The following is a 5,201-nucleotide window of genomic DNA, read 5'->3' as shown; positions in this document are numbered from 1 at the left end:
GCTGCCAGCGATCAAATCGGCAGCCTGACTGCCCCAGCGCTTCCACTTAAAAACTCCGGATCCCTGTCCGAACAAACGGTGCCACCTCTGAGATCACTGCCTTCGGCTGCTTGAAACTGGGTGGGGTCCACCGGCAAGCGCATGGTGCCTCCGGTCCCATCACGCACCGTACGGAACGATCCGCGGGTGCGCATGTAGTCGTCGCTGGTGAGTTCCGCCATGGTCAGGATACTGGCCACCGGCACATCGGCTGCGTTGAGCTTTTCAACAATCTCATCGCGGGTAAAGCGCTACTACAAGGGCTTCCCCGTTGGCGCAAGCGCCAATCAGTTTATGGAGCACTGTGTTGCCGTGCCGGAGTTATGTGAGAGGTGAAGGACTGCAGTACTACAAACGGTCATAGTGGGCCGATGGCCCGGACCCTGATGTAAGACGCGCGCTAGGGCCTCGTTCGATGATCGGGCTTGGCGTCCCCTGACTTTCCCAGGTATGCCTCGCGCGGGTCCAACCCGCTTCACATCAACGCTGGCAGTGCAAAGTGATCTAGCTACTCATGAGTTCCGCTGTAGCTCTTTAAAAGCTGGTTGATTGAGTTATCTGCGCTTACGCATGTTTGAAGGCATCGCCATATTTCAGCATGGCCCACGCCATTCTCACGTCTTGGCTGCAATGGCGATGGCTGCTCGCCAGTAACCGCGGCGTTCTAGCAGGTCTCTGACCCGGCGGCTATATCGATCCTGCTTATCGCCCAGGTTTGCCATCACCGCGCGAGCCCCGAATACCAGCAGCGTACGCAAGTAAGCGTCTCCGGCTCTGGTGATGCTACCTAGGCGCTGTTTGCCCCCACTGCTGTGCTGTCCCGGCGTCAACCCTATCCAAGCCGCTAATTGGCGGCCATTCCTGAAGTCGTGTCCCGCCCCGATGCTAGCAGCCAGGGCACTAGCCGTAGTCGGCCCGATCCCTCGCAGTTGCATCAGGCGCTTGCTGCGCTCGTCTTCATGCGCAATCTCGCTGATAGCTCGATCATATTCGTCCAGCTTCTCTTCCAGCCTGCTGGCATGGTCCAGTAGGTCCTGGATACAACGATTCGCCCAGCCGGGCAAGGCTTCCAGATGTGTCCCGATCTCCTTGCGCAGTCGCTCCGGTTTCTGCGGCAATACCACACCGAATTCGGCCAGCAACCCGCGCAGGCGGTTGTAAGTCGCGGTACGCTCTTCTACGAATCCCTGGCGGGTTCGATGCAAGCTCCGCGTTTGCCGGACATCCGGTAAGGCGCCACCAGTCTCGGCGACATCAGCTTGACCGTGTGTCCGTGTGTCCGTGCTGGCGAAACAACCGCGCCCAGTAATGCGCGCCAGAGCAAGCTTCCATGCCGATCTCTATGAACGCGTCCCATTTTGCAACAGTTTTCGTATGTTCAGACTGACAGGATGGTTGCAGCTCTCTATCCGGCCTTCATGCAGCCGGTACTGGCGCCGCGGGCCCCTATGAAATCCGCTGACTCGCTCCTCATTCAGGCAACGAGCTCGAAGCTCGTATCGGCATACAGGTTTAGCGAGTCCCAGGTCCTACCTGACTAGTCATCCCACTCGATTGCTGCGCAACCTTTGGACTTTCATCCTGTATTTAATGTTAGTCTTCTATTCCGTATCCACTCAGGCGGGCTTCACACTCACGAAATTCTTCTGGTACGGTCTGTCGTGAGCCAGTACCGCCAAGATTGTCCGAGCCATCTTGTTGGCCAGTGCAACAATCACGACGTTCATCGGCCTCCGCTTGATCATCTGCTCAACCCATGGGCCTGGTTCCTTCGCATGCCTCAACACCGCTCGCGCACCATGGATTAGCAGCGTGCGCAGGTACGTGTCGCCCCGTTTCGATATGCCGTGTAAGGTTACTTTGCCGCCTGAGCCGGTCTGTTTTGGCACGAGCCCGGCCCACGTGGCAAACTCGCGCCCCGATTTGAATGCCCTTGCATCACCCATCATCGCGACGGCCGCTGTTGCTGTCAGGAGCCCCACGCCAGGAATCTTGCTGATTGCCTTGACCGCCTCATCTTCTTTCTTCCACTCGCGCATCCGACGCTCTATCTGCGCAACCTGCTCGTCCAATTTCGCCAGTCCGTTCCACTGCTCTCGCAGCGTGTCGATTACCACTGCGGGCAGTCGCTCGGCAACCCGTCCCAGAACTTCCGGAATCGCCTTGTCCAAGGCCGCACGAGTCTTGCCCATTACCTCGCCGTACTCCGTCAACAGTCCACGCAGATTGTTAATCTGCATCGTGCGAAATTTTATGAGCTGCTGGCGCATCCGGTGCAGTGCCAGCATCGCCTGCTGCGTCTCGGTCTTCACCGCTACCGGTTTGCCTGGTTGCTGCACGGCCAGCCAGATCGCCCGTGCATCCGCAGCATCGTTTTTGTTGCGAATGTTAAACGCCTTGGCAAATTCCGCCGGTATCAGTCTGACCTCGTGGCCCATCTTTACAAGCTGCCTGGCCCAGTGGTGCGCACCACTGCACGCTTCCATCCCGATTAGGCAAGGGGCACGGTTTGCAAAGTGCTCTAGGAACTGTGCCCGCTTGATTGGTTTATTCACGATTTCGCCGGTAACCTGATCGACGTAATGCACTTGGAATACGTTTTTGGCGATATCCACACCCACTGCCGTCCAGTTCATGCTAGCCCCTCCGGTTTTGGCCTGCGAAGACCTCTATGATCTTTCAATTTGAGCTCTGATGCCGTCGGCCCGTGAGGGTCAACCTTCCGTTGTCTACTCGTTCACGGATGGGACGCGTTCATTTCAATTCAGTCAAGGCGGAAATTGCGCAATCAGTGGCACCAGTTGATCGCGTGAGACCTTCGACTTGACCAGCACAGCCTTGCCGGCCTCGTCGACGCCATGAATGGCAAACACATTCTTGGCTCGTTGGTTGTGATGCAGCTTCGACACGCCATCATGGCACGTCAGTGCCAACTGGCGGCTTCCGCCGCAACCTCGGGACGGGGAAGTCCCTTCCATTCGATGACCTTGACGCCCCGGAGAGGAACAGGTGTTGGCGTAACATAGATTCAAGGGTCTATGTTGACGTTGGAAGCAGTTTGAGTTGGCCCTGAACCAATGTCGAGTTGGATCTCTTGTGTGTTCCGGAAAGCCTTTCTTACCGACAACGTACATTGCGTGAAACTGCCATCGAAAAAGACAATCGTTGTCCACATTAAAGACAGATACCTGCTGCTGTCATCGCGGTCACGCCCGTTGGAAAGCACGGCCACGCTTGGCCTGAAGCCGGCGGAGGGGAATCTTGATGACCTGGCACAAATCGTGCGACTTATCGAGTCGTCGTTCGCAATGAAGAGCCTTTGAGATGAAATCTTCCGAAAAAAGAGCCGTCCTGACATTCAGTGATGCCACTCCTGGCATCACCCTACCCATCTACCAGGGCAGCGTCGGCCCGGAAGTGATCGATATCCGGAGTCTGTACGGAAAGACCGGAATGTTCACGTACGACCCGGGATTTCTCTCTACCGCATCCTGCCAATCGGCCATCACGTACATCGATGGCGACAGGGGGAAACTACTGTACCGCGGCTATCCAATCGAACAGCTGGCCGCCCAGTGTGACTACCTGGAGGCGTGCTATCTATTACTGTACGGTGAACTACCGGATCGAGACCAGAAGCAGGAGTTCGTCGGCCTCATTGCCAACCACACGATGGTCAACGAGCAGATGCACCTGATGCTCCGTGGCTTCCGCCGCGACGCTCACCCTATGGCCGTGCTGACAAGCATGGCGGGTGCCCTGGCTGCCTTCTACCACGACAGCACGGACATCAATAACCCAAAGCACCGTGAGATTGCTGCGATTCGCCTGATCGCCAAGATGCCGACGCTGGTAGCCATGGCTTACAAGCACAGCGTCAGCCAGTCTTGTCCGTACCCGAACAACGCGCTCTCCTACTCCGGAAACTTCATGCGCATGATGTTCGCGACACCCTGCGAGGATTACGAGCCCAGCGACGTGCTGGTGCGTGCATTGGACCGTATCTTTATCCTGCACGCAGACCACGAGCAGAACACCTCGACTTCCACAGTACGCCTGTGTGGCTCGTCCGGAACGAATCCCTTTGCCGCAATCGGGGCGGGTATTGCGTGCCTGTGGGGACCTGCCCATGGCGGCGCTAACGAAGCCTGCCTCGGCATGCTGCAGGACATCCACGCTGCCGGAGGCGTAGCCAGAATCGGCGAATTTGTCGCAAGGGTGAAAGACGAGAATTCAGGCGTCAAGCTGATGGGCTTCGGACATCGTGTTTACAAGAACTACGATCCCCGCGCAAGGCTGATGCGAGAGACCTGCCATGAGGTGCTGGGCCACCTTGGCGTGGACAGGGACCCGTTGCTGCAACTCGCCATGGCACTCGAGAAGGTGACGCTGGAGGACGAGTACTTTGTCTCGCGCAAGCTCTATCCGAACGTCGACTTTTACTCCGGAATCGTGCTGCGCGCCATTGGCATTCCCGTGTCCCTGTTCACAGCCATTTTCGCGTTATCGCGAACCGTCGGATGGATTGCCCAGCTGAACGAAATGATGGCCGATCCCGACTACAGGATCGGCCGCCCGCGCCAGCTATTCACTGGGACCGTTCTTCGTTGAAGATTGCGAGCGGCATGGGGTCGTCCGGACTCTCATATTCCGAGCCAGACATTCTTCGGGCACAAGAATTCATGCAGGCGCGCCTGGCCACCAACGCGTCCATAGCCGCTGTTCTTCATGCCTCCAAACGGAGCGCCTGGCATCGCGCCTGGCATCGCCCCCGGCGCTCCGTTAATCCATATGATCGCCTCTTCCAATTGGGCCGCAGATCGATGCGCGAGAGAAACGTCTTTCGTTTGAACGTATGCCGCAAGTCCGAATTTGGTGGCGTTGGGCCATTCTGACGGCCTCTCGCTCTACTCGCCCGAGTGGCCGCCCGCTTGCCAGGCCGTACTGATTGACACGTTGCGTGAACAGTAGAACGGGCTAACGGTAAATGGCGGCAATCGAGCGAAGACTGCCCCTGCCTCGCTTTCACGTACAGCAACTCATGTAGCCATGCGCAGGGCTTCGTAGTCGACCGGCGTAAGGAAGTCGATCGAAGTGTGCAGGCGCTGCCGATTGTAATAGCCTTCGATCCAGTCGACGATATCCAGGCGCGCTTGTGCCCT

Annotated in this window: 5 protein-coding genes and 2 pseudogenes; 1 reads left to right on the top strand and 6 read right to left on the bottom strand. The window is 57.6% G+C overall.

Annotation, left to right across the window (positions count from 1 at the left end):
- Nucleotides 1–11: 11 nt before the first annotated feature.
- From A3A5_RS45650 to A3A5_RS43245, 4 genes and pseudogenes are all read right to left on the bottom strand, one after another.
- On the bottom strand, nt 12–272 hold the full coding sequence (locus tag A3A5_RS45650) for a hypothetical protein (RefSeq protein ID WP_369797774.1): 261 nt from the start codon (nt 270–272) through the stop codon (nt 12–14).
- A 331-nt stretch (nt 273–603) separates the two neighbouring features.
- Nucleotides 604–1,377: pseudogene (locus tag A3A5_RS41370) on the bottom strand (IS110 family transposase); the annotation flags it as partial.
- Between the two features lie 278 nt (nt 1,378–1,655).
- Nucleotides 1,656–2,675, bottom strand: coding sequence for an IS110 family transposase (locus A3A5_RS0112270; RefSeq protein WP_018310865.1), 1,020 nt, complete (start codon nt 2,673–2,675; stop codon nt 1,656–1,658).
- Nucleotides 2,676–2,807: 132 nt separating this feature from the next.
- Nucleotides 2,808–3,017, bottom strand: coding sequence for a hypothetical protein (locus tag A3A5_RS43245; protein WP_157637206.1), 210 nt, complete (start codon nt 3,015–3,017; stop codon nt 2,808–2,810).
- A gap of 346 nt (nt 3,018–3,363) precedes the next feature.
- Between A3A5_RS43245 and A3A5_RS0112260 the strand changes: the two genes are divergently transcribed.
- Nucleotides 3,364–4,650 (top strand): citrate synthase, encoded by a 1,287-nt coding sequence (locus A3A5_RS0112260; protein ID WP_018310863.1) that lies wholly within the window; start codon nt 3,364–3,366, stop codon nt 4,648–4,650.
- 32 nt (nt 4,651–4,682) lie between these two features.
- Here A3A5_RS0112260 and A3A5_RS45645 read toward each other — a convergent pair.
- Together A3A5_RS45645 and A3A5_RS43240 are read right to left on the bottom strand one after the other, a co-directional pair.
- Nucleotides 4,683–4,919: pseudogene (locus tag A3A5_RS45645) on the bottom strand (aldehyde dehydrogenase family protein); the annotation flags it as partial.
- 159 nt (nt 4,920–5,078) lie between these two features.
- The coding region (locus A3A5_RS43240) for an IS3 family transposase (protein WP_018310862.1) at nt 5,079–5,201 on the bottom strand (123 nt) is incomplete at its 5' end.

This window comes from Cupriavidus sp. UYPR2.512, assembly GCF_000379565.1.
Lineage (GTDB): Bacteria > Pseudomonadota > Gammaproteobacteria > Burkholderiales > Burkholderiaceae > Cupriavidus.
This window is presented reverse-complemented; position numbering and strand designations above follow the sequence as displayed.

Bases quoted from the DNA above. Each gene is read 5' to 3' on its own strand.
- A3A5_RS0112270 (WP_018310865.1), bottom strand. From the start codon at position 2,675: ATGAACTGGACGGCAGTGGGTGTGGATATCGCCAAAAACGTATTCCAA.
- A3A5_RS43245 (WP_157637206.1), bottom strand. From the start codon at position 3,017: ATGGAAGGGACTTCCCCGTCCCGAGGTTGCGGCGGAAGCCGCCAGTTG.
- A3A5_RS0112260 (WP_018310863.1), top strand. From the start codon at position 3,364: ATGAAATCTTCCGAAAAAAGAGCCGTCCTGACATTCAGTGATGCCACT.